Annotated in this window: 18 protein-coding genes and 4 pseudogenes; 6 read left to right on the forward strand and 16 right to left on the reverse strand. The window is 56.5% G+C overall.

The window, feature by feature from the left end:
* Positions 1–107: 107 nt before the first annotated feature.
* The 7 genes from TKWG_RS19565 to TKWG_RS19585 all read right to left on the reverse strand — a co-directional run bounded on the left by TKWG_RS19565 (position 108) and on the right by TKWG_RS19585 (position 5,873).
* Positions 108–944, reverse strand: coding sequence for an ABC transporter permease (locus TKWG_RS19565; protein WP_014752504.1), 837 nt, complete (start codon positions 942–944; stop codon positions 108–110).
* Positions 945–1,886, reverse strand: coding sequence for an ABC transporter permease (locus tag TKWG_RS19570; protein WP_014752505.1), 942 nt, complete (start codon positions 1,884–1,886; stop codon positions 945–947).
* The gene (locus TKWG_RS24180; RefSeq protein WP_014752506.1) at positions 1,874–2,122 is read right to left on the reverse strand and encodes a hypothetical protein; all 249 of its coding nucleotides are present in this window, start codon (positions 2,120–2,122) and stop codon (positions 1,874–1,876) included. Before TKWG_RS24180 ends, TKWG_RS19570 begins: the two co-directional genes overlap by 13 nt.
* A complete protein-coding gene (locus tag TKWG_RS19575) occupies positions 2,122–3,183 on the reverse strand; it encodes an ABC transporter substrate-binding protein (RefSeq protein WP_014752507.1) in 1,062 nt (353 codons plus the stop codon). Before TKWG_RS19575 ends, TKWG_RS24180 begins: the two co-directional genes overlap by 1 nt.
* Before the next feature lie 25 nt (positions 3,184–3,208).
* On the reverse strand, positions 3,209–4,165 hold the full coding sequence (locus TKWG_RS19580) for an ABC transporter ATP-binding protein (RefSeq protein ID WP_014752508.1): 957 nt from the start codon (positions 4,163–4,165) through the stop codon (positions 3,209–3,211).
* The gene (locus tag TKWG_RS27420) at positions 4,162–4,332 is read right to left on the reverse strand and encodes a spermidine/putrescine ABC transporter ATPase (protein WP_014752509.1); all 171 of its coding nucleotides are present in this window, start codon (positions 4,330–4,332) and stop codon (positions 4,162–4,164) included. Before TKWG_RS27420 ends, TKWG_RS19580 begins: the two co-directional genes overlap by 4 nt.
* A 170-nt stretch (positions 4,333–4,502) precedes the next feature.
* Complete coding sequence (locus TKWG_RS19585) at positions 4,503–5,873, reverse strand: aspartate aminotransferase family protein (RefSeq protein WP_041710497.1); 1,371 nt, start codon at positions 5,871–5,873, stop codon at positions 4,503–4,505.
* A 318-nt stretch (positions 5,874–6,191) separates the two neighbouring features.
* Between TKWG_RS19585 and TKWG_RS19590 the strand changes: the two genes are divergently transcribed.
* The gene (locus TKWG_RS19590) at positions 6,192–7,781 is read left to right on the forward strand and encodes a gamma-glutamyltransferase family protein (RefSeq protein ID WP_014752511.1); all 1,590 of its coding nucleotides are present in this window, start codon (positions 6,192–6,194) and stop codon (positions 7,779–7,781) included.
* 30 nt (positions 7,782–7,811) lie between these two features.
* Positions 7,812–8,608: pseudogene (hutG, locus tag TKWG_RS19595) on the forward strand (N-formylglutamate deformylase).
* Between the two features lie 138 nt (positions 8,609–8,746).
* Here the strand turns inward: hutG and TKWG_RS19600 are convergent.
* The 5 genes and pseudogenes from TKWG_RS19600 to TKWG_RS19620 form a co-directional block, all read right to left on the reverse strand.
* Positions 8,747–10,287, reverse strand: a pseudogene (locus TKWG_RS19600) (tripartite tricarboxylate transporter permease).
* Positions 10,284–10,721, reverse strand: a complete 438-nt coding sequence (locus tag TKWG_RS19605; protein ID WP_014752513.1) for a tripartite tricarboxylate transporter TctB family protein — start codon at positions 10,719–10,721, stop codon at positions 10,284–10,286. Before TKWG_RS19605 ends, TKWG_RS19600 begins: the two are co-directional and overlap by 4 nt.
* A gap of 87 nt (positions 10,722–10,808) precedes the next feature.
* A complete protein-coding gene (locus TKWG_RS19610; protein ID WP_238534447.1) occupies positions 10,809–11,744 on the reverse strand; it encodes a Bug family tripartite tricarboxylate transporter substrate binding protein in 936 nt (311 codons plus the stop codon).
* A gap of 289 nt (positions 11,745–12,033) precedes the next feature.
* A pseudogene (locus TKWG_RS19615) lies at positions 12,034–13,448 on the reverse strand (sensor histidine kinase N-terminal domain-containing protein).
* A pseudogene (locus TKWG_RS19620) lies at positions 13,445–14,127 on the reverse strand (response regulator). Before TKWG_RS19620 ends, TKWG_RS19615 begins: the two co-directional pseudogenes overlap by 4 nt.
* 353 nt (positions 14,128–14,480) lie before the next feature.
* Here TKWG_RS19620 and TKWG_RS19625 point away from each other — a divergent pair.
* Positions 14,481–15,914, forward strand: a complete 1,434-nt coding sequence (locus tag TKWG_RS19625; protein ID WP_014752515.1) for an NAD-dependent succinate-semialdehyde dehydrogenase — start codon at positions 14,481–14,483, stop codon at positions 15,912–15,914.
* A 207-nt stretch (positions 15,915–16,121) separates the two neighbouring features.
* Here TKWG_RS19625 and TKWG_RS19630 read toward each other — a convergent pair whose 3' ends face one another.
* The 3 genes from TKWG_RS19630 to TKWG_RS25600 are packed head-to-tail and all read right to left on the reverse strand — an operon-like array spanning position 16,122 to position 16,807.
* Entirely contained in the window at positions 16,122–16,439 is a 318-nt protein-coding gene (locus TKWG_RS19630) for a helix-turn-helix domain-containing protein (RefSeq protein ID WP_014752516.1), read from the reverse strand.
* Positions 16,417–16,638, reverse strand: a complete 222-nt coding sequence (locus TKWG_RS25595) for a type II toxin-antitoxin system RelE/ParE family toxin (RefSeq protein ID WP_014752517.1) — start codon at positions 16,636–16,638, stop codon at positions 16,417–16,419. The genes TKWG_RS19630 and TKWG_RS25595 overlap by 23 nt, the downstream gene beginning before the upstream one ends.
* Entirely contained in the window at positions 16,571–16,807 is a 237-nt protein-coding gene (locus TKWG_RS25600) for a type II toxin-antitoxin system RelE/ParE family toxin (protein ID WP_238534258.1), read from the reverse strand. The genes TKWG_RS25595 and TKWG_RS25600 overlap by 68 nt, the downstream gene beginning before the upstream one ends.
* Before the next feature lie 369 nt (positions 16,808–17,176).
* Here TKWG_RS25600 and TKWG_RS26735 point away from each other — a divergent pair, with 369 nt between their 5' ends.
* Entirely contained in the window at positions 17,177–18,199 is a 1,023-nt protein-coding gene (locus TKWG_RS26735; protein ID WP_171815194.1) for a PQQ-binding-like beta-propeller repeat protein, read from the forward strand.
* Positions 18,175–19,665, forward strand: a complete 1,491-nt coding sequence (locus TKWG_RS26740) for an outer membrane protein assembly factor BamB family protein (protein ID WP_322786579.1) — start codon at positions 18,175–18,177, stop codon at positions 19,663–19,665. The genes TKWG_RS26735 and TKWG_RS26740 overlap by 25 nt, the downstream gene beginning before the upstream one ends.
* A 113-nt stretch (positions 19,666–19,778) precedes the next feature.
* On the opposite strand, the gene TKWG_RS19650 is transcribed toward TKWG_RS26740, so the two are convergent.
* Positions 19,779–20,564, reverse strand: a complete 786-nt coding sequence (locus tag TKWG_RS19650) for an IclR family transcriptional regulator (protein WP_014752518.1) — start codon at positions 20,562–20,564, stop codon at positions 19,779–19,781.
* A gap of 192 nt (positions 20,565–20,756) precedes the next feature.
* Here TKWG_RS19650 and TKWG_RS19655 point away from each other — a divergent pair, with 192 nt between their 5' ends.
* Positions 20,757–21,503, forward strand: a complete 747-nt coding sequence (locus TKWG_RS19655; RefSeq protein ID WP_014752519.1) for an SDR family oxidoreductase — start codon at positions 20,757–20,759, stop codon at positions 21,501–21,503.
* Positions 21,504–21,627: the final 124 nt, after the last annotated feature.

A 21,627-nucleotide genomic window follows, 5' to 3' on the forward strand; every position in this document is an offset into this window, starting at 1 on the left:
AGCAGTCAGATTAGCATTTTGTTATCATTATTTAAGATAATATCATGTATCTTATTTTCATGCTTCACCCTCATGCACCCATTGATCACCGCCAACACGCATTTGGTTCACGCTTGGGGCATTGCCATACGCAACCGTTCGGCGCGCCGTCGCAGCCATTCCAGCGTCAGCAGCATGAGAACAGAGAACAGAATCAGCAATGTTGCTGCAGCAGCGATGGTCGGATTCAGATTCTCGCGAATCCCGCTGAACATGACGCGCGGCAGGGTGTACTGGTCGGGCCCCGCAATGAACAGCGTCATGACGACCTCATCGAACGAGGTGCCAAAGGCGAACAGCGCCCCCGAGATCACGCCCGGCGCAATCAGCGGCAAAGTGACCCGACGGAATACATACAAGGGCGGGGCGCCCAGGCTGGCTGCTGCCCTTCCCAGGTTGGTATCATAGCCCTCCAGCGTAGCCATCACGGTGATCAGCACAAAGGGCGTGCCCAGCACGGCATGCATGACTACCAGCAGGCCCAGATTATTGGCCAGGCCCATTGGCGCGAAAAACAGATACGCAGCGACACCCAGGATAACCACCGGAACCACCATGGGAGAAATCAGTAGCGCCAGCAACAGCCCTTTGCCCGGAAAACGTGCCCGATACAGTGCCAGCGCAGCCGCCGTTCCCAATACCGTGGCAATGACCGTTGCCAGCGGGGCAACGATCAGCGTATTTTTCAGGCCCAGCATCCATTCAGGCGACTGGAAAAAATTCTCATACCAGCGCAAAGAGAAGCCACTGAGCGGATACACCAGAAAGGAACTGTCATTGAAGGACAGTGGGACAATGACCAGCACCGGCACAATCAGAAACAACAACACCAGGATGGCCAGCAGCCAGTGGACCACACGCCAGATGCGCTCGGACGGCGTGCGAATGATATTTTCCTGCGCCATTTATGCTACCCCCAGGCGGGTGGAGCCGCTTAGCCGGCTATAGACCGCATACAGTATTAATGTCGCCAGCAGCAGCATGGCCGCCAATGCCCCGGCCAGGCCCCAGTTGATGGTGCCGTTGGTATAGAAGGCAATAAAGTAGCTGATCATCTGGTCTTTCGGCCCGCCCAGCAGCGCGGGTGTAATGTAATAGCCGATTGCCGTAATGAAGACCAGCAGGCAGCCTGCGCCAATGCCAGGCAGCGTTTGAGGAAAGTACACCGCCCAGAAACTGCGCAGGGGATGGCAGCCCAGCGACACCGCCGCACGCATATAGGTGGGCGAAATGCCTTTCATCACACTGTATAAAGGCAGGATCATGAACGGCAGCATGATGTGCACCATGGCAATATAAACGCCCAGGCGGTTGAACACCAATTGCATTGGCGCATCAATCAGCCCGATCTGAATCAGCAGGCGATTGATCAGACCGCCATTTTGCAATAGCACGATCCAGGCTGCCGTACGCACCAGCAATGAGGTCCAGAACGGCAGCAACACCAGAATCATCAACAAGTTACTGGTGCGCGCGGGCAACCGCGCCAGCAGATAGGCCAGCGGATACGCCAGCACCAGCGCCACCAGGGTGACCACGGCTGCCATCCAGAACGTGCGCAAATAAATAGCTTTGAAAATGCCCTGATCCGGCGGTGCCGCAGCGATACTGCCATCGGGAGCCTGCCTCAGATCCAGGGCGGTCAGCAGATAGTATGGCGTTTGCGCGCGGGCATTGTTTTTCAATATGCCCCAATAATCCTGGTCCGACCAGCGCGGGTCGATCTCTTCGAATGCCTTCTGGAAACTGGGCGGATCTATCTTGAACGGCAGCCGGCGTGCTGTTTTGGCGATCAGCGTACGGAACCCCGCCCGCTCGAAATTGAGCCGCTGCATCAGCGGCCCCATGGCCTGCTCGGCCCGCGCCCGGGCCAGATCATCAGCAGGGCACGGTACATGTCTTCACTTACCGGCGTGCCCGGCTCCCACTTGTTAAGTGTTTTGACGGTGGTCGGCAGGATCGTGACCACCTCGGGATTGGCCACGCTTTTGCCCAGAAACGAAGCGATCGGCGCCACAAAGGTCAGCAGCAGAAACAGCAACAGCGGCATAACCAGCCAGAGCGCCTTGCGTGGCCCGCCCATTATTTGGCAACCCAGGCGTTATAACGCTGCTCCAGAGAAACACCGTTGTCGATCCAGAAGTTCACATCCAGTGCAATGGCGTTCTTTTCGTTGTCCGGCGCCGTCGGCATATCGGCCAGGTATTTTTTGTCGATCAGGTCGATTGCCTTTTTATTGACCGCGCCATAAGCGATATTTTCCGCATACACTTTCTGGGTTTCAGGCTTGCTGGCAAAGGCGATGAATTTCATTGTTTCTGCCTTGTTGGCGCTGCCTTTGGGAATCGCCCAATAGTCCAGGTCGTAAACGCTGCCATCCCAGACCACTTTCAGGTTTTTACCTTCGCGGGCAGCCTGGGAGATCCTGCCGTTATAGGCAGAGGTCATGACCACGTCACCGGACACCAGATACTGCGCAGGCTGCGCACCGGACTCCCACCACTGGATATTGGGCTTGAGCTGATCGAGCTTGGCGAAGGCGCGATCCACCCCTTCCGGCGTAGCCAGTACTTTATATACTTCCTTGGGCGGCACACCATCGGCCATCAGGGCAATTTCAAGTGTGTACTTGGCGCCCTTGCGCAGGCCCCGCTTGCCGGGATATTTTTTCACGTCCCAGAAGTCGGCCCAGCTCTTGGGGGCGTTGTCCTTGAATTTGTCGCCATTATAGGAAAGCGCGACAGACCACACAAACATGCCCACGCCGCAATCCTTGTCAGTCGCCGCTTCGATAAAATCTGCCTTGTCGCCGATCACGCTCCAGTCGATGGGCTCGAACAAACCTTCTTCGCAACCGCGCACCAGTTCCGGACTTTCAACTTCCACCGCATCCCAGCTGACGCTATTGGTATCTACCATGGCCTTGATCTTGGCCTGCTCGCCATTGTATTCGGCAGCCGTGATCTTGGTGCCCGTTGCCTTTTCATACGGGCCGTAATAGGCTTTTTCCTGCGCGGTTTTATTATCCCCGCCAAAGGAGACCAGTGTCAGGCTATCGGCTGCATACACGCTGCCCATGCCCAACCCCAGACAGGCCATGGCTGCCGTGCGCAACACGGCAGCTTTAATTGTTGTCTTTTTCATTTGTCTCGCTCCATATCAATGGTTGTTATACCGCCGCCGGCTTCTCGATGGGATCCAGAAGCCGCACAAATTCGTGATTCCAGCCAAGATCAACTGTCTCGCCTACCGTTATTTTTTGCCGCACCTGCGACACTGGCTGCTTCACCACAAAATCAGGATCGCCATTGATGACCAGTCGAACACGAACGTGATCTCCCAGATAAATGACTTCCTGTACCCTGCCCTGGCAGCGCACGTCCGTGGAGTTTTCCGCCGGATTGAGCGCAATACGTTCGGGACGAATGGAAACCGACACTCGGTCACCAACCTTCATCCCCAATTGTTGCGTACCCTGGATTTGCATGCCGCTATCGAGATTGACGGTGGCCTGGCGCACGCCGGCCTGCGTAATGGTGCCATGGGTACGATTATTCTCACCGATGAAACCGGCGACAAATGCGGTATCGGGCGTTTCATATATATCTTGTGGAGAACCGATTTGCTGGACCATGCCATCATGGAAGACGGCGACACGATCCGACATGGTCAAGGCTTCGTCCTGATCGTGCGTCACATAAACCACCGTGACACCCAGTTCGCCATGCAGCCGTTTGATTTCCAGTTGCATATGTTCGCGCAACTGCTTGTCCAGCGCCCCCAGTGGTTCGTCCATCAGCACCAGCTCCGGCTCAAAAACCAGTGCCCGCGCCAGCGCCACACGTTGCTGCTGCCCACCAGACAATTGCGCGGGATAACGCTTTTCCATCCCGTCGAGCTGCACCATGGCCAGCGCCGTTTTTACTTTTTGTTGCTGGGTATCGGCATCGAATTTGCGCACCTTGAGGGGAAAGGCCACATTTTCCTGAACCGTCATGTGTGGAAACAGGGCGTAATTCTGGAAAACCATACCGATATTGCGTTTGTGAGGCGGCAGGTTATCAATTTGCTCGCCGGCCAGTTCAATGGTGCCAGAGGTGGGTGTTTCAAAACCAGCCAGCATCATGAGCGTGGTGGTTTTGCCGATCCGGACGGGCCCAGCAGCGTCAGAAATTCGCCTTGCCGGATATCCAGGTTCAGGTGCCTGACGACCTGGTTTTTGCCATCATAACTCTTGCGCACGTTTTTAAAACGCACCAGAGGGTTGTTGTTATTCGCAGTTGCTGCAGACATAAGCCTTGCTTCTCCCAGTATCACTCATGCAGCGACAGGTCCCGCCTACGACGACCCCGCCACCAACCGGCGCATATCATTGTATTGCACATGGCAAACACATCTGAAAGATTGCAAATGTGTTTGCCTGGCTGCACCCCCTTCAGGTTTGCAGCCCGGGTGGATCAGGCTCAGGATCTGAGCGACTGCTGGGTAGCATCCAGCGCCTGCGTGACCGCGTCGACCAGCGTATCCACCTGCTCGGCGTTGATGATCAGCGGCGGGCAAAATGCCAGGGTATCGCCGATATTGCGTGTAATCACGCCCAATTCCTGCAGCTTGCGGCCAACAGCGGTGCCCAGTTGCCCGGGGCTGGCCAATGCCGTTTTGGCCGCCTTGTCAGTCACAAGCTCAAGGCCAGCAATCAGCCCCACCCCGCGAACCTCGCCCACCAGCGGATGATCACTCAAGCCGGCAAGCCGTTGCTGCAGATGTGCACCTGTCACAGCTGCATTTTGTACAAGATTTCTTTCACGAATGATATTCACGTTTTCCTGACCCACAGCTACCGCCACCGGATGACCACCGGCGGTAAAACCATGGCCCAGTACGCCCAGCTTGTTGCTTTCATCTGCAATCGGATCAAACATGCGGCTGTTGAGCAAGATGGCTGACAGCGGCTGATACGAAGAGGAAATCTGTTTGGACAGCACCATCACATCGGGCTTGATGTCATAGGTTTCACTGGCAAACATTTTGCCGGTGCGTCCGAACCCGCAAATGACCTCGTCGGCCACCAGCAGCACATCATATTTGTTCAGTACGGCCTGGATTTTTTCCCAGTAGGTTTTTGGCGGCACAATCACCCCGCCCGCACCCATGACCGGTTCAGCAAAGAACGCCGCAATGGTATCGGGGCCTTCTTTCTGGATCAAGGCCTCCAGATCGGCTGCCATGCGAGTGGCAAAGTCCTCTTCGGTTTCGCCATCTTTGCCTTCGCGCCAATAGTGTGGACATGTCGTATGTAACACGCGCTCAATGGGCAGGTCAAAGCCTTTATGATTGCCTGGCAGGCCGGTCAGACTGGCCGATGCGATGGTGACCCCGTGATAGCCCTTATGACGTGCAATGAGCTTTTTCTTGTTCGGCTGGCCCAGTGCATTGGAGCGATACCACAGCAGTTTCATGACCGTGTCATTGGCTTCTGAGCCGGAATTGGTAAAGAACACCTTGCTCATGGGCACCGGCGCCAGGTCAATCAGGGTTTTGGCAAAACGGACTGCAGCTTCATGTGTTTTGTGGGTAAACAAGTGATAAAACGGCAGGGTCTGCATCTGACGCATGGCTGCATCCACCAATCGCTGCTCGCTGAAGCCGACAGCAACGCTCCACAAGCCAGCCATGGCTTCGATGTATTTCTTGCCATTTTCGTCTTCAACATAAATGCCATCGCCGCGGGTGATCACCAATGGTCCCTGTGAGGCATGCGTGATCGCGTTGGTATAGGGATGCATGTGAAAGGCGATGTCGTCACTGCCCTGCTGTGAAATTGAATTGCTCATTGTGTCTCCAATATCGGTTACGTCTGGTTCATAGTTATTATCCATACTATCTGTCAGCTTGGCGAGCACGCCGGCTATTGTCCGGGAAATCACCAAAGGAACTGTCGCAGACCAGGCACAAGCGAGCGCCCCACCGCTTGCAATGGATGCCGGCCGCGAGACCAGACTGTTCACGCAAATGCGGCCCCCTGTTTCTTCTTTGTGGACGTGCCTTGCCTTGATAATAAGCTATGATTATCATGTTCATATTGATATAACACAAATGGCATCTCTTTTGAGCGCTGCTTCCCTCTAATTAACAGAAGTGAAATATTTCCCATGTCCGATTTAAACTGGTCCTTCCCCTACCGTTCACAGAAAATGCCTGTTTTCGCTCGCAACGTTGTCAGCACGTCGCAACCGCTAGCCGCGCAGGCCGGGCTGTCCATGCTTTACCGTGGCGGCAACGCGGTCGACAGCGCGCTGGCTACCGCAATCGCCCTGACAGTGGTGGAACCGGTCATGAACGGCATAGGCGGCGATCTGTTCGTGCAAATCTGGCATGAAGGCAAACTATACGGATTGAGCGCTTGTGGCCACTCTCCCGAAAAATGGACGTATGACCTGTTCAAGGACCAGCCGACCATGCCCGGCAAGGGCTGGGGCACGGTAACGGTGCCTACGCAGGTAGCCGGCTGGCGCGCCCTGTCGGAACGATTCGGTAAACTGCCCTTTGAGGCGCTGTTCGAACCGGCCATCCGCTATGCGGAACAGGGTTTTATGGTTTCACCGAACATTGCACGCATCTGGGCTGCGCAGGGCGAGACCTGCAAAGACCAGCCCGGTTTTGCCCAGGCGTTTATGCCCGAGGGCCAGTTCCCCAAGGCTGGCCAGTTGTGGAGGTTTCCTGAACAGGCCGCGACCCTAAAGGACATTGCCCAGACCCGCGGTGAAAGCTTCTACCGCGGTGCACTTGCCGAAAAAATCATTGCCTTTGCCGAGCAGACCGGTGGCTATCTGACTGCCGCCGATATGGACAGCGCGGCAGCAGAATGGGTAGAACCCATCAGCGCCAACTTCCGTGACCTGACGCTGCACGAGATTCCGCCCAACGGCCAGGGCATTGCCGCCCTGATGGGCGTGGGTATCCTGGATCAGTTCGACCTTGAATCCATGGGCCTAGACAGCCCCGACTTTTATCATGTGGGCGTTGAGGCCATGAAACTGGCGTTTGCCGATCTGCACGAACATATTGCCGATCCTGCCCATATGACAATGACTACGGCAGATCTGCTGTCGCCTGCCTATCTGAAGGAACGCGCTCGTCTGATCAATATGGAAAAGGCATCCACGCCAGCTGCCGGCATGCCCGCCAGTGGCGGTACGGTTTATCTGACCGCCGCTGACCAGGATGGCACGATGGTGTCGTTCATTCAGTCCAATTATCACGGCTTTGGCTCCGGCGTAGTTGTCCCGGACACCGGCATTGCCTTGCATAATCGCGGCTGCGGCTTCAACGTTCGCGAAGGCCACGCCAACTGTGTCGGCCCGAAGAAAAAACCCATGCACACCATTATCCCCGGATTTATTACCCGCAATGGCGAGCCGCTGATGTCATTCGGCGTGATGGGCGGCAGCATGCAGGCGCAGGGTCATGCGCAAATGGTGGCGCGCCTGGGCGCATTCGCACAAAACCCGCAAGCCATGAGCGATGCGCCGCGCTTTCGCGTAGAAAATGGTCCTATTGTGTATCTGGAAGCCCATACGCCTGAGACCGTAGTCCAGACCTTGAAGGCGCGTGGACACCGGGTAGAGGTAGCGCCTGCCGACAGCCTTGAGTTTGGCTCCGCGCAGCTGATTTATAAAGCAAAGCATGGCTATTACGCAGCATCCGACTCCCGCCGCGATGGCCAGGCCGTCGGTTTCTGAAACAGCGATGAACGAACAAACGGAGTAATCATGCCGGACCCTATTTTTTCCCTGCAGCAAGGCGCTATTCCCCTGCTCATTTCCATTCCCCACATGGGGACCGGCTGGATCCGCAAATTGCCACGAACTTCACACAAGTGGCCGGATTCGTGGACGATACCGACTGGCATCTGGATCGGCTGTACGGATTCGCCCGGGATGGCGGCGCCTCTTTTCTGACACCCGTCTATTCGCGCTATATTATTGATCTGAACCGTCCGCCCGATGATGAAAATCTGTATCCGGGCCAGGACACCACCGGCTTATGCCCCGTGGACACCTTTGACAAAGAACCGCTTTATCTGGCCGGACGTGAACCGTCAGAGCAGGAAAAGATCCGGCGTCGACAGTTGTTCTGGGAGCCGTATCACGCAGCGCTGCAAACAGAGCTGCAACGCATCAAGCAGGAACACGGGTTTGCCGTGCTATGGGAAGCGCATTCCATCCGTTCCGAGATCAGCCGGTTCTTTCCCGGCAAACTGACAGACTTCAACTTCGGCACTGCCAATAACCAAAGCGCCCACCCGCAATTGTGTGCAGTGCTGGCGCAACAAATCGAACAGGATGGGCAATTTACCGCTGCAGCCAATGGCCGTTTCAAGGGCGGCTATATCACCCGGCAGTACGGCAACCCGGCCGAGCGCGTTCACGCAGTACAACTGGAACTGACCCAAATTGCCTATATGCAGGAGTCTCGGCCCTTTGCCTACGACGAGGCCAAGGCGGCCAGAGTCACGCCGCTGCTGCAGCAGGCGCTGGAAACCACCTTGCGCTACGCAAAAATGTAATTGATTCGGGCAAACGGGGCGTGGCCCCTGTCACGTACGAAATAACCTGCAGCCATCACGCTTTGCCTGCTGCAAAAAACAAGGGGCGTCTTGCAGGACGCCCTTTTATATACTGCGACAGAAAGCGATCAGGACAACTTATTCGCCGTCGTCTGCAGCCTGCGCCAGCAGCTTTTTGCCTTTACTGCTGAACTTGCGCAACAGCACAGGCAGCAGCACAACCGCTGCCGATGCGATCCACAAACCAATTGAAATATTGCTCTGGACCAGGATTGTGGCGTCGCCATTGGTAATGGACAGGGCACGACGCAGGTTTTGCTCCATCATGTCACCCAGCACCACCCCAAGCACCAACGGCGCCATGGGAATTTCCATCTTGCGCAGCCAGTAGCCGATCACGCCGACTATCACAACCATCATCAGGTCAAAACTGCCCGCGTTAATCGCATATACCCCGATAAAGCTGATGCACAAAATGCCCGGAACCAACAGCCAGCCTGGCACAGCAAGAACTTTGGAGAATACTCGCACCATTGGTACGTTCATGATAAACAACATAACGTTGGCAATGAACAGCGAGGCGATCAGCCCCCACACCAGCTCGGGCTTGGAGTCGAACAGCACCGGGCCTGGCGTAATGTTATAGAGCGTGAGCGCCCCCATCATTACCGCTGTCGTACCCGAACCTGGCACGCCCAGGGTCAGCATGGGCACAAAGGAACCAATGGCCGAGCCGGTTGCGGCCGCTTCCGGTGCAACCAGGCCGCGCATATCGCCCTTGCCGAACTTGGCATTGGGGTCCTTGCCCTCGATAATGCGTTTCTCCTGTGAGTAGGCAACAGCGGCGGCCACACTGGCGCCGGCGCCGGGCAGCACGCCCACGAAAAAGCCAACAAAGGCGCTGCGCACGACACTCCACCAGGTAAAGGCCAGCTCTTTCAGGTTGAACATTTTACGGCCGCTGGAATCGACTTCCACGTGCTGTCCGCCCATGACCTTCTCAAGCATTTCAAGCAATTCGGCCACCGCAAACAGCGCAATCACGACAACCACAAACTCGATACCATCGGCCAGGTGCACGGAGTCAAATGTATAGCGATAGACCCCGGAGTTCGCATCTACGCCGACCACGGAAATGGCCAGACCAAGCATGGCCGCCAGCGTTCCCTTGACCGGTTTTTTACCCAGCAGGCTGGTCAGGCAGCAGAACGAGAAAATCATCAGGACAAAATACTCTGGCGGGCCAAAGGCCAGGGCCAGCGTGCCAGCAACGGCGCCAGCAGCATAATGCCGACCACCGACACCATGGCGCCGCAAAAGGCAGACCAGGCCGACAACGACAGCGCAACGTTGGCCAGGCCCTGGCGCGCCAGCGGATAGCCGTCAAGCGTGGTCATGATCGCACTGGCTTCGCCAGGCACGTTCAGCAAAATAGAGGTAATGCGTCCGCCGTATTCGGCGCCAACATAGACGGCAGCCAGCAGAATCATGGCAGACTCAGGCGGAAAATTCATGGCAAACGCCAGCGGAATCAGCATAGCCACGCCGTTGATGGGTCCCAGGCCGGGCAGCACGCCCACCAGCGTACCCAGGAAAGCACCGGCAGCAGCAATTAGCAGATTACTCCAGGTGAGTGCAACACCGAAACCGATAGATAAGTGATCGAGTAAGCCGCTCATAGCAGGCCCTCCAGAATACCTGTCGGCAGCACCACATCAAGCGCGCGATCGAACAGGAGGAAAAACAAAACACCCATGACAACGCCGCCGATCAGGCACTTGATCCAGGCGCCGCCGAACAGGCGACCCACCAGCACGGTCATAAGTGCAGTTGCGATAATAAAGCCGAGCCATTGAAACAGGAATGCGTAACCCATGGCGACCAGTATCATCAGGAAAATACGGCCGTTGGCGCCGGGCGGGTTGGCCTCGGCGGTAAACTCATTTTTGTAGATAAGCCACAGGCCACACAGGCCGATGACCAGCGCAATAAGCAAAGGAAAGGCGCGCGGACCTACGGGCTCGTAGGAAACGGGTGCATGCAGGTTCCAGCCGAAGATGGTCAGGAATATGGCAAGCCCCAGGGATACAATCCCCAATATGCGATCATTCATGGTGGTAGTTCCAGGCAGAGATTGGCGCGGCGCAACAGCGCCGGCCGCTGCCGGCCAGAGCTGGCGGCAGCGGATCAGGCGGCACTGTTATTTTTTCATCAGGCCAAAGGAATCGGCCAGTTCGCGGTACGCGGCAACGCGTTCCTTGATATAGGCATCCAGCTCGGGGCCGGTTTTGTCAAAGGGGAACAGTCCCTGTTGTTCGCGCAGCTTGGCAAAGCCAGGATCGGCGGTCATCTTCTTGAACGCATCAATCCAGAAGTTGTAATCCGCGTCGGACACTTTGGGGCCAACATAATAACCACGGATAATCGGCCACTGAATATCAAAGCCCTGTTCCTTGGCGGTGGGTACGTCCTTGAACTTGCCTTCCAGACGCTTGTCGTTGAATACGGCCAGCACTCGGATGGGCGCGCCACCTTCGAGCATGGTGAAGGCTTCTGCTGCATCGCCCATATAGGCCTGAATATGCCCGCCACGCAGTGCAGTAAGGGATTCGCCACCCCCTTCAAAGGCAACAAAACGCATTTTCTTGTAATCCACGCCCGCTGCCTTGGCAGTCAGCGCCGCTTTCATCCAATCCTGGCTGCCAACGGTGCCGCCGGCGCCCAGCACGACCTTGGTCGGATCGTCCTTGAATGCCTGCATCAGTGATTTCAGGTCTTTATAGGGAGAGTCATTGCGTACAACGGCCACCCCGTAGTCGGTGCCCACGGCAGCCAGCCAGCGGACATCGTTTTCGTTGTACTTGCCAAACTTGCCCTGCGCCAGATTGAGCAATGAGCCGCCGGAAAATGCCACGATATTGCCGCCTTCAGATGGTTTTTGCGCAACCACGTTGTTGTAGGCGACCGCGCCGATACCACCGGGCATATACACGATGCGCATCGGGGCCTTGAGGGCGCCGGTCTGTTTAAGACCTTCCTGCGCCAGACGGCAGGTCAGGTCAAAACCACCACCCGGCTGCGCCGGTGCAATACATTCAGGACGACGGGGTTCGTCGGCAAACGCGGCTGGTGCCATTGCAAGCTGAGCAGCAAGGACAGAAGCGCCAAAGGCTCGGGACAGGAAAGAAGAACGCATGGTTAGTCTCATCTTTATAATTAAATGGTAGGGATTGGCCGGGCCTGCAGCCTGACCAGCCGTTGCCGTCCGGTTTTGCCGGTTGCGCTGGCACACCCATATGTGCACCCACCCTTGGCAAAGCCTGTCCTGCGCATCAGGCAACCGCATAACCCACAGGACCACGGAACTTTGCGTACATTACAGATGGAACCTTTCGATTGCCTTTCAAAAGCGGCGGCAATGCCGTTTAAGGCCTCAAATTAAGGGTAAACACTAGGCGCACACGCAAGCCCTTGAGCCGCTCGCCCGGCTCCAGCACCATCCGGGCCTGATGCATTTGCACGATGGTGCTGACAATGGCCAGCCCCAGCCCGGCGCCGGCAAATGCTTGCCCGCCTTGCCCCGCCGAAAGCGGATGCCGGCTTTCTGCCTGTCCTCTTCGGACATCCCCGGGCCGTTATCTTCGATCACGACCTGGGCAGTCGTATCGTCCAGACGCGTGAGCGAAACAACCACCGCGCCCTGTCGCGGACAATAGCGGATGGCGTTATCCAGCACATTGCGCAGCGCTTCCTGCAACAGCCAGGCTACCCCACGCACGAATAGCGGGGTCGCGGGAGGTATGACTTCCAGATCAATACGTCGCTCGCGTATGACCGGCCACAAGTCCCGGACCAGTTCATTGACCAGTTCGCCCAGATCGACCGAGGCGCTATCCTGCCATACCTGGGTATCCAGCGAATCGCGCACACGCGCCAGCGCCAGCATCTGACTGGTCATGCGAATGGCCCGATCCACTCCTTCAGTCATCGATAGCAGTACCTCGCGCACTTCCTGCGGGTCCGACTCGCGCAAGGCGTAATCCAGCTGTGTTTTGAGGACCGCCAGCGGCGTTTTCAGCTGATGCGAAGCGTCATCCAGAAACTGACGCTGCCGGTCGGCCTGCTCGGTATAGCGCTGCATATGCTGATTGATTGCATTAACCAGCGGCTTGACCTCTTTGGGCATCCCCTCCGTGCTCACGGGTCGCAGATCATTGATGGTGCGCGAACGCATTTCGTAGCGCAGGCGCTCCAGCGGTCGCACCGCGAAAATAACACCGACAATCACAATAATCATCACAACAGAAATAAGCAGCAGATCCCGCAACACCGAGCGCCATAACATGCGGTTGATAAAGGATTCCCTGTCGCCAATGCCTTCGGCCACCTGGATGATGATGCGCACGCTTTTATCGCCATACAGGGGCGGCACGGCTTCGCGTGCCATGACCACCGAGCGTACCGGCTCGCCCAGGTAATCGGTATCAAAAAATTACGCTTTACCCGACTCCAGGGCCATCTGCGGCATGGGCAGATCGGCATTACCAATTACCGACAGGCCGTCGTCGGCGGCAATCTTGAAAAACACGTCGGCATTGGCTGTCAGTTCGTAAAATTCCAGCAAAGTATAGGGCTGCTCCAGCGAGAGCCCGCCGCTTTGGGTAGAGATATTATGGTTCAGCGAATTAAGCGCACCGACCAGGGAGCGATCGTAGGCCACCGTAATTTGCTTGCGCAGGTCCTTGCTGGACAATCCGAGCGCAGTCAGCATGGTGAGCAAAAGCGCCGGCACCAGCAGCCAGAGCAAAATCGATTTGAGGCTGCGCGAGAACAGATTCATGCCTGTGCCGCCAACGCTTCCAGGCTGTAGCCCACACCACGCACCGTCACGATTTGCGCGCCGCTATCGGCCAATTTCTTGCGCAACCGATGCACAATCACTTCAATGGCTTCCAGATTGACTTCCTTATCGTCGGCCACCACGCGGTCCAGTATGGACTGCTTGCTCACCGGTTCGCCACTACGCTGCATCAGCACGCGCAACACGGCAGTTTCCCGAGGAGACAGGGCCAGCGGCTGTTCGGCCAGATAAAACTGCTGCAGACCGGCATCCAGCGACAGGTTGCCCAATTGCAGACGCGGGCGGCTTTTGCCGCGGCTGCGCCGGATCAGCGCCGTCAGGCGCGCTTCCAGCTCGCCCATTTCAAATGGCTTGGCCAGAAAATCATCGGCACCCTGATGCAGCAGATCAATGCGCTGGTTCAGGGAATCACGCGCAGTCAATACCAAGACGGGCGTGCGATCGTCGCGGGCTCGCATGCGTGCCAGTACACCGGCGCCGTCCAGCCCCGGCCAGTCTCCAGGTCCAGAATCACCGCATCGTACTCCTCAAGCTCCAGGCGTCGTACCGCCAGCAGCCCGTCGTCGGCCCATTCGACAATAAAGCCCGCATAGCGTGCCAGGCTTTTGGCGAGCCATTTGGCCAGGGACGGTTCGTCTTCTACAAGTAATATTCTCATTGTTGCGATACAGCACAGGCATACAGAAAAGACCTTACACCCGGCAAGCCGAAGGAGATTGAATGGGGCGATTATGAACCTGGGGCCATGAACTGCAACTGTCCTGGGCGGTCTGGCAACAGGCCAGGACAAGCGCACAAGACGACCATGCTGGGTTTGCCCGCGGTCAGTCTGTGGTTGAATCAAATGAAAAATATTTCATTACCGCGTGCAGCGCATGCAAAATTGCGCCAGTCCGTTTATTATCGGGATAGGCACAAGAATATAAAAAAAACCAACCCTATGCAGTACTGTCGCTTGCGATGGTGCGGCGCATTTTTATATAAATTCCATAGACACAGAAAGGATAAGTAATGAGCCAGTATGAAGCACTCAGTCTTTACATTGATGGTGAGTTTCTTTCAGGAGACGGTCGAGCCACGCAGGATGTCGTCAACCCCGCTACCGGCGAAGTGCTGGCGCAATTGCCGCATGCCAGCGAGGCAGATCTGGACCGCGCGCTCAAGGCAGCCGATCGCGCATTCCAGACCTGGAAACACAGCTCTCCCATGGATCGTTCGGCCATTTTGCGCAAGGCAGCCGAACTGGCGCGTGAACGGGCCCAGGACATTGGCCTGAATCTGACACGGGACCAGGGCAAACCACTGGCCGAGGCCGTAGGTGAAATTATCAGCTGCGCCGACCACTGCGACTGGCACGCCGAAGAATGCCGCCGTATTTATGGCCGTATCGTGCCACCACGCAATCCGGCAGTACGCCAGCTTGTGGTGCGCGAGCCCATTGGCGTATGCGCTGCCTTCACCCCATGGAACTTTCCGTTCAACCAGGCGATCCGCAAGATTTCCGCCGCCATCGGCGCAGGCTGCACCATCATCCTGAAGGGTCCGGAAGACGCGCCCAGTGCCGTGATGGCCATTGCCCGCATTTTCCATGACGCCGGTCTGCCTAAGGGCATTCTGAATATTGTCTGGGGCGATCCGCCAAAAGTATCCGACTATCTGATCCGCTCGCCGATCGTGCGCAAAGTGTCCTTCACGGGCTCCGTTCCCGTGGGCAAGCAATTGGCCGCGCTGGCCGGTGCCCACATGAAGCGCATCACAATGGAGCTGGGCGGACACTCTCCGGTGCTGGTGTTTGACGATGCGGATATTCCAAAAGCAGCCAAGATGCTTGCCAAGTTCAAGATCCGTAATGCCGGCCAGGTCTGCATCTCCCCAACTCGCTTCTACGTGCAGGAAAAGGCCTATGACCAGTTCCTTTCTGTATTTGTCGAAACACTCAAAGGCGTCAAGGTAGGCGATGGCACCGCCAAGGACACGGAAATGGGGCCGCTGGCCCACGAGCGTCGTGTCGGCGCCATTTCCTCTTTCGTCGAAGATGCCCGCAAGGGGGGCGCTACCATCGAATTGGGCGGCGATCCGCTGGGCGGCCAGGGATACTTTTTCCCGCCGACCGTGGTCACCAATATCAGTGACGAGTCGCGCCTGATGACCGAAGAGCCGTTTGGCCCGATCGCGCCGGTGGTGCGTTTTTCCGATACGGACGAAGTGATCAAGCGCGCCAACAGCCTGCCTTTTGGCCTTTCTTCATATGTGTTCACCACCTCATTGCAGACCGCCACCAAGGCATCCAATGAAATCGAAGCGGGCATGGTCAACATCAACCACTTCGGCGTGGCCCTGCCCGAAACGCCGTTTGGCGGCGTCAAGGACAGCGGCATCGGCAGTGAAGGCGGTACCGAAACCTTTGACGGTTACCTGGTAACCAAATTTATTACCCAGGTATGATGACGCCTGACCCGGTCCTTGCGGCCAGGTCAAAATGATGTCGTGCATTTGCTGTTGGTATATGACCGGCGCTCCCGCAAGGGACGCCGGTTTTTTATTTCCCCATGTGAACGGGTATGGAAAAACTGCACACGAAGCAGTTCCAACCTTGACCGTAACAGTTCTCGAAAAAAGAAACCATATACTTGGACACGTGCGGATCGGGCGTTAGGCGATAGCCTCAATACCGTGTTTTTCTACTATGCTCAATAGACGCAGCGCAGGTCCACCCGGTTTCTTGATGCCACGCTCCCAGTCGGAGACAAGGTTTTTGCTGACATTAAGATAAAGTGCAAAGATGGGCTGCGACAAGTGTTCCCGTTCGCGCAGGGCACGTATGCTTTCAGGCGCCATTGGTAGCGCCGGTGTCAGGCAGGTTTCGTCGAATTCCCGCATGGTCTGTTTGTTGATGGCGCCGACGTTGTGTAGCGACTCCATTGTTTCGTGGATGGCTGCATAGGCGTCACTTCGGTGTTTCTTTGTCATGATCATGTACCTCCGTAAATTGCTTTTGATCGATCAGCTCGGCCAGATCAGAATCTGAAAGCCCCAGCACATATCCTGCCGCTTTCTTGAACGCGGCCTCTTCATCATCGTCGATATTGTCGCGGTTGTTCTTAGAAAATCCATACACGAAGAAAGCGCGCTCTGCAATGCGGTACTGCAATGATGGTGCGAAAACCACTGGACCTGCCCTGACCAGGCCGTGCTACACGCTGCTTGAGGACGCCTGCCCCTAAATCGGCGTCGATTAACCCACGCTTTACGCGGGCAATGGCGTCCAAGAGCGCTTCGTCTGTAATGCCGTGTTTTCGAGCAAAACGATCAAACCACGCGTTTTTGAAAACCCTCATACAGCTATTTCAACAATATTTATATAACACTTAGTATTACATAAAATAACGCTTTGAGCAAAATTCTAACCGTTGCGGCCAGCGCCACGAAGACGCCTATTGCCCCTAAAGCGGTTTCAGGCTTTTGCGTGACGTGCACGATAAACTTGAATGAGGAATTTTTTATGGCCGGCCATTCAGGCTCATGTCAATTAACATATGGGAACGAATGTCCGCGCTCACGACTCGGTTATTTGACATACAGCGGTGCTAGAATGACAAAATCGGATCTGACACGGTGCTGGCCATGCCTGCTGCTTTGTTTTCAGGACATGTTGTAAGTGAGCATAGTGTCTATGACAAATGTATTATCAACAAACGGAGCAGATCATGAACGCCATCGCGGCATTACTCACGCTACTATCCGGCCTGGCACTTGCCGTCGGAGGCGGCTGGCTGTTGTCACTTGGAGGCAGCATCTATTATGTGGCTGCGGGTATCGTCCTGCTGATCACGGCATTTCTTCTGTTCAAACGCCGCCCTTTTGCACTCGTGCTATACGCAGCCTTCCTGATCGGCACGGCCGTGTGGGCGTTTTTCGAATCCGGCTATGACTGGTGGCCGCTGGCAGCCCGCCTGGGTTTTTTCCTGATTCTCGGCCTGATCCTGCTGTTGCCCGGCGTGGCTCGCCCGCAGCGCAGCCGTCTTGAATCCGACCGCCGCATGGCCGCCAACGAGACGACCAATTCCAAGGCCGTACTCGCCGTTATCACAGTCGTGATTGCCATTGGCACACTGGGCAGCATCTTCAATCCCACCCATGAAATCGAGGGAACCCTGCCCGATGCAGTCGTGAGTGCTGAGCCGGACATGGGCAACAACGCCCATACCGGCGATAGCGACTGGCACGCCTATGGCCGCACGGGCTACGGCCAGCGCTACTCGCCGCTGGACCAGATTACACCGGATAACGTCAGCAAGCTGAAACTGGCCTGGTCCTATCAGACCGGCGACGTCAAGCTCGAAGGCGATACCAACGAGTTTACCTACCAGGCAACGCCGATCAAGGTAGGCAATACGCTTTATCTGTGCACGCCGCATAACTGGGCGATCGCACTGGACGCCGATACCGGCGAGAAAAAGTGGGAGTACAAGGCCGATGTAGTGGCCGATGGCCAGCGTCAACACCAAACCTGCCGCGGCCTGTCTTACTGGGCCGGTGATGGTGCCGCAACCGGCGCTGCCGCGTCCACAACAGCAGGCGAGGCCGCCACGGCAACCACCGACAATGGCCAGGCCACTGCGGCAACAAGTGCAACACCCGCTCCCGCCCTGCTGCGCCTGCGACAGTCGCCGATACCGGCGCCGCTTGCAGCACCCGTCTGTTTTTGCCAACCGCCACAGCCAAGCTGATCGCACTGGATCCGCAAACAGGCGAAGTCTGCAAGGATTTTGCCAATAACGGCGAACTGGATCTGACGCACAATATGCCCTTCAAGCAGCACGGATATTATTACTCCACTTCACCACCGGTGATTGCCGATGGCAAGATCGTGGTCGCGGGTGCAGTCAATGACAACTATGATATCAACTCGCCCTCCGGCGTGATCCGCGCCTATGACGTTCGCACTGGCCAGTTGTTGTGGAACTGGGATTCGGGCAACCCTGATGATACCGCCCCGTTTGATCCGAACAACCCGGATCAGAAATATACGGCGAGCTCGCCCAACAGCTGGTCTGTGGGCAGTGTCGACGAAAAACTGGGCCTGGTATATTTCCCCATGGGCAACCGCACGCCAGATCAACTGGGGCAGTACCGCAACGAGCATGAGGAAAAATATGCTACGTCTGTAGTCGCTCTGGATCTGAACAACGGCCAGGCCAAGTGGGTTCACCAGTTCATTCACCACGACCTGTGGGACATGGACTCGCCTGCCCAGCCCAGCCTGATGGACATCAACACCGCCGCGGGCGTGGTGCCGTCAATGGTCGTGCCCACCAAGCAGGGTGATATTTTCGTTCTGGACCGTCGTACTGGCGAAGCCGTATTGCCGGTACGCGAAGTGCAGGCGCCACAAGGTACGATTGAAGGCGAGCACAGCGCGCCGACTCAACCGGAATCGGCATTGAACTTCAAACCCGATCCCCTGACCGAAGGCAAAATGTGGGGCGGCACGCCGTTTGATCAGCTGTGGTGCCGCATCCAGTTCAAATCGCTGCGCTATGAAGGCCAGTACACACCGCCCTCGCTGCAGGGAACGATTGTGTATCCAGGCAACTTCGGCGCCTTTAACTGGGGCGGGGTCGCGGTCGATCCGAAACGCCAGGTTATGTTCGGCATGCCCCTGCAACTGGCGTTCGTGTCCCAGCTTGTACCCAAGGAAGAACTGGGTAAAGACGTACAGATGAACGTGGGCGAACAGGGCGTTAACAGCAATGAGGGTGCGCCGTATGCAGTCAATATGCATCCGTTCCTGTCGCCGCTGGGTGTGCCTTGCCAGCAACCGCCATGGGGCTTTGTGGCCGGGGTAGATCTGCGTACTGGCCAGACGGCATGGAAACACAAAAACGGTACCATTCGCGACCTGTCACCACTGCCACTGCCCATAACCATGGGTGTACCGGGCATTGGCGGCCCGATGATCACCGGCTCCGGCGTGGTCTTCATGGGCGCTGCCGTAGATGATTATCTGCGGGCCTACGATCTGACGACCGGCAAGGTACTGTGGAACGCCCGGCTGCCAGCTGGCGGACAGGCAACTCCCATGACCTATCTAAACAGTAAAAACGAGCAGATGGTCGTACTGGTTGCCGGCGGTCACGGTTCGGTCGGCACCAAACTGGGCGACTACGTCATGGCTTACAAACTGGCGCAGTAACTCGCCGGAGCAACAGGGACTTTGCCGCAGCCGGTACAGCTGGCGACAGAGTCCCTTCTCCACTTACCGGCACAAACTGTCCGTGCCAATACCCCCTGCTTGCCCACAGCTCGTTATTCAAGCCCCAGCCGGCGCGAAATGCGTTCCGCTGCATCCAGCAGCATGGGGCGTATGGCGTCCGCCGAGGGCGTATGCAAGGCATCGATACGGGCGATGTGCGGCACGTTGATAGCAGCAATGACTTGTCCGTGCTCGTTGCGCACAGGTGCGGCGATATTGGTCACGCCCTGGATCTGTCGGCTTTTCATAACCGAATATCCCGCTTTCCTGACCTTGGCCAGTTGCCGGCGTAATTGTTCCTCCGGCAAGAGGAGTTCGCCGTCCGTGGGAACATGAGTCTGCAGCATGCGCTCGCGTTCCTGGTCGTCGCAGAAGGCCAGCAGCACCTGTCCGGACGAGGTATCGCCCAAGCCCATTTCGGTTCCCAGTTTCAGGCTGAGCGACCATCTGGCCGGACTGTCCACCTGGGCAATGATCACCAGCCTACCCTGGCGGTAAATGCTCATATGACAGGATTGCTGGCTGCGCACGGCCAGCTCCTGCAACAGGGGCAAGGCACATTCGGTCAGCTGACGAACAGGATAGTGCCGGTGGGCCAGATGAAATAGCCGTAGCGTCAGTGTGTAGCGATCGCTGGCATCGGCGGCAATATAGCCGAGCTTTTCCAGCACAATCACCATGCGGAATATTTCACTCACCGAGCGTCCAAGCCGGGCGCTCAATTCATTCATGGTGCAGCCCTGGGTGCTCTCGCTCAGCACTTCAAGAATGGCCATCCCTTTTTCCAGCGCGGGGGCCGAATAACGCGATGGGTTGGCGTCCGAGGTCTTTCCAATCATAAAAGTCATTTTTTACTGATAAAAGTGATGACAGAGTATACGAGGTTTTGCCCAGGGCCGGCCAGGCATTGGGGTAATTCCTCAGTGACAGAAATACGCCAGTGATTGAAGCGTTACCACTATTCCGGTAAGATAACCTTTGTTTATATATCAAAACTATTTTTATTAATGAAAACGCAAGGAGGATCCCCCATGGGACAGCGTCTGGCAGGAAAAACCGTACTTATCACCGCAGCAGGCCAGGGCATAGGCCGGGCAACAGCGGAACTGTTCGTCAGTGAAGGCGCCAAAGTGTATGCCACAGACATTAACGAGGCATTGCTGGCCGAGCTCAAGGGTTGCGAAACGCGCAAGCTGGATGTGACCAAACCAGAACAGATTGCCGCGCTGCACAAGGAAATTGGCGCCGTGGATGCCCTGTTCAATTGCGCCGGGTATGTGCATGACGGCAATATTCTGGGATGCGAGCCTAAAGATTGGGCGTTTTCCTTTGATCTGAATGTGACTTCCATGTATTACATGATTCGCACCTTCCTGCCCGGTATGCTGGAGAAAAAACAGGGCTCCATCATCAATATGGCCTCTGCGGCATCCAGCGTCAAAGGCGTGCCCAACCGCTTTGTCTACGGTACGACCAAAGCAGCGGTGATCGGGCTGACCAAGGCGGTAGCAGCCGACTACGTCGGCCAGGGTATTCGTTGCAATGCCATTTGCCCGGGCACCGTGGAATCGCCGTCACTGAAGGACCGCATTGCCGGTCAGGCCAAAAAATATGGCACGTCTGAAGACGAGATGCGCGCTAACTTTGTCTCGCGCCAGCCTATCGGCCGCGTCGGCCGTCCTGAAGAAATTGCTTATCTTGCCTTGTACCTTGCGTCCGATGAGTCCATTTACACGACCGGCACCACACAGATTATTGATGGCGGCTGGTCGCTATAATGGCGCATGCCAGCTTCACTGAACCGGCATCCACCCTCACGATCATCATCTGATCGGCACGTTGGTTGTTGTAACGGCGCTGGCCACCACGGTGCAGCGCATAAAATATGGATTACCGCTGCAT

Source organism: Advenella kashmirensis WT001, from assembly GCF_000219915.2.
Taxonomy (GTDB): Bacteria; Pseudomonadota; Gammaproteobacteria; order Burkholderiales; family Burkholderiaceae_B; genus Advenella; species Advenella kashmirensis.

Bases quoted from the DNA above. Each gene is read 5' to 3' on its own strand.
- TKWG_RS24180 (WP_014752506.1), bottom strand. From the start codon at position 2,122: ATGGGCGGGCCACGCAAGGCGCTCTGGCTGGTTATGCCGCTGTTGCTG.
- TKWG_RS19570 (WP_014752505.1), bottom strand. From the start codon at position 1,886: ATGGGGCCGCTGATGCAGCGGCTCAATTTCGAGCGGGCGGGGTTCCGT.
- TKWG_RS26735 (WP_171815194.1), top strand. From the start codon at position 17,177: ATGAACGCCATCGCGGCATTACTCACGCTACTATCCGGCCTGGCACTT.
- TKWG_RS19565 (WP_014752504.1), bottom strand. From the start codon at position 944: ATGGCGCAGGAAAATATCATTCGCACGCCGTCCGAGCGCATCTGGCGT.
- TKWG_RS25600 (WP_238534258.1), bottom strand. From the start codon at position 16,807: ATGAGGGTTTTCAAAAACGCGTGGTTTGATCGTTTTGCTCGAAAACAC.
- TKWG_RS19610 (WP_238534447.1), bottom strand. From the start codon at position 11,744: ATGGCACCAGCCGCGTTTGCCGACGAACCCCGTCGTCCTGAATGTATT.
- TKWG_RS19655 (WP_014752519.1), top strand. From the start codon at position 20,757: ATGGGACAGCGTCTGGCAGGAAAAACCGTACTTATCACCGCAGCAGGC.
- TKWG_RS19630 (WP_014752516.1), bottom strand. From the start codon at position 16,439: ATGACAAAGAAACACCGAAGTGACGCCTATGCAGCCATCCACGAAACA.
- TKWG_RS19625 (WP_014752515.1), top strand. From the start codon at position 14,481: ATGAGCCAGTATGAAGCACTCAGTCTTTACATTGATGGTGAGTTTCTT.
- TKWG_RS19590 (WP_014752511.1), top strand. From the start codon at position 6,192: ATGTCCGATTTAAACTGGTCCTTCCCCTACCGTTCACAGAAAATGCCT.
- TKWG_RS19650 (WP_014752518.1), bottom strand. From the start codon at position 20,564: ATGATTGGAAAGACCTCGGACGCCAACCCATCGCGTTATTCGGCCCCC.
- TKWG_RS19575 (WP_014752507.1), bottom strand. From the start codon at position 3,183: ATGAAAAAGACAACAATTAAAGCTGCCGTGTTGCGCACGGCAGCCATG.
- TKWG_RS19585 (WP_041710497.1), bottom strand. From the start codon at position 5,873: ATGAGCAATTCAATTTCACAGCAGGGCAGTGACGACATCGCCTTTCAC.
- TKWG_RS19580 (WP_014752508.1), bottom strand. From the start codon at position 4,165: ATGATGCTGGCTGGTTTTGAAACACCCACCTCTGGCACCATTGAACTG.
- TKWG_RS27420 (WP_014752509.1), bottom strand. From the start codon at position 4,332: ATGTCTGCAGCAACTGCGAATAACAACAACCCTCTGGTGCGTTTTAAA.
- TKWG_RS19605 (WP_014752513.1), bottom strand. From the start codon at position 10,721: ATGAATGATCGCATATTGGGGATTGTATCCCTGGGGCTTGCCATATTC.